Genomic DNA, 1,181 nt, shown 5'->3' with positions numbered 1-1,181 from the left:
GATTTCCGCTCACCCAGGGTCGGCGCGAGCGCCTCGATGGCCGCAACGGCCTCGGCATACTCATCGTCATAGCGGTTGAACTTCACGATGCCGCCAGGACCTCTTTGCGCCACCAGAGTCTTCGGGATGCGGTCGCGATTGTTTTGGATAACTTTGTCGGCGGCGGCCAGGATCTCCGCCTTGCAACGATAGTTGCTGCCAAGCACCACGGGCTGGGCGTCGAACTGGCGGATGAACGATTCCATGCCTCTATAGCCCAACGCGCTCCGAAATCCGTAAATCGACTGGTCATCGTCGCCCACCACCGTCACGATCGAGCCTGCTTGTGCGTGCAGGGCGACCCATTGGTATTGCAGCGGGTCGGTGTCCTGGAACTCGTCGACCAGCAGATAGGTGAAGGGGTAGGGCTTGAGGGCGCCACGCTGCAAGCCTTCCACCGCCAGCCGCAGCATGTCCTGGAAGTCGATCTTAGCGTTGCGCTCCAAGGCGTGCTGGTAGGCCTGGTAGAGGCGGGCCTCATGGGTGCCGTCCTGGACGTTGCCGAAATTGGTCTTGATGGCCTCGACGGAGGCAATCGCATCCTCGATCTTCCAGTCCAATTCGGCTTCTTCCAGCGCCTGGCCCAACAGCACCATCCGGTCGCCGTCCGTGGCGATATCCGGGCGCTCACCGCCATCGCCGCCCAATTGCTTGTACGACAACGAATGGAACGTGCCGGCCATCAGGCGCCGCTTGGCACCTGCGCCCGCCAGCGCCAGAATACGGTCGCGTAGCTCCACCGCTGCATCCTTGCTGAACGTCACCGCGCCGACCGTGGCATTGGGCTCGGCCAGCAGAATCGCGGCCTTGGTGGCAATGGTCTTGGTTTTGCCGGCACCGGGGCACGCGACGGCGACGCAATGCTTACGCAATTCCACCACTTCGCGCTGGGCCGGATTCAGTTCATCAAGCATGGGAAGTACGCGCATCGGGACGCTCAAGGACTTCGATGTGATCTTCGACGCCTCGCCAGTGGATACCGTCGTCGTCGCGGATCACGAGCCGGCCGTTGATGCTGTCATGCGCGATGACGACCCCTTCGCCGAACGAATTGAAGTCGGTCTGGAATTCCACCCTGGCGTTCGTCAAGTCCATATGGTTTAGCCTGTCAATCGGTCGGTGTTTCGGGAGGGATGCCGCCC

The 1,181-nt window shown here is 61.9% G+C and carries 2 protein-coding genes; both read right to left on the bottom strand.

Annotation, left to right across the window (positions count from 1 at the left end; translation table 11 throughout):
* A partial coding sequence (locus ACYP5B_RS54050; RefSeq protein ID WP_459575748.1) for a UvrD-helicase domain-containing protein occupies nucleotides 1–953 on the bottom strand: 953 nt, incomplete at its 3' end.
* Nucleotides 946–1,181: hypothetical protein (locus ACYP5B_RS54045; protein ID WP_459575746.1), on the bottom strand; the 236-nt coding region annotated here is incomplete at its 5' end. The genes ACYP5B_RS54050 and ACYP5B_RS54045, both read right to left, overlap by 8 nt.

The sequence above is a fragment of the Cupriavidus sp. 8B genome (assembly GCF_054589115.1).
Note: the sequence above shows the minus strand (reverse complement) of the source record. Positions and strands in the feature narration are given on the sequence as shown.